Here is a 510-nt window from a genome sequence, read left to right on the forward strand (position 1 = left end):
CTAGAACCTGGAGGCAAGTACAGCATGTCACCCATACCAAGTAGCGATTCCGCGCCGCCTTGGTCAAGGATAGTACGCGAGTCCGTCTTCGTTGATACAGTAAACGCCACGCGTGTTGGAATGTTTGCTTTAATCAGACCGGTAATAACGTCAACCGATGGACGCTGAGTTGCAAGAATCAAGTGAATACCAGCCGCACGCGCTTTCTGAGCCAAACGAGCAATCAGTTCTTCAACCTTTTTACCCACAACCATCATAAGGTCGGCAAATTCGTCAACAACAACGACGATGTATGGCAATTTCTCAAGCAACGGCGGTTCTGTATCCATACTGTCGCCTTCTTGCCAGAATGGATCGTGAATGGGGTGGCCGGCTTCTGCTGCCATCTTCAACTTCTCGTTAAAGCCTTTCACGTTACGCACACCCAGTGCCGACATCAGTTTATAACGGCGTTCCATTTCACCCACACACCAACGTAGAGCATTGGATGCGTCTTTCATATCCGTAACA

The 510-nt window shown here is 49.2% G+C and carries 1 protein-coding gene; it reads right to left on the reverse strand.

The features are described 5' to 3' along the window. The coding region (locus R7Z77_RS28630; protein ID WP_318137470.1) for an FtsK/SpoIIIE domain-containing protein at positions 1-510 on the reverse strand (510 nt) is incomplete at both ends.

The organism is Vibrio sp. 1401 (assembly GCF_033340295.1).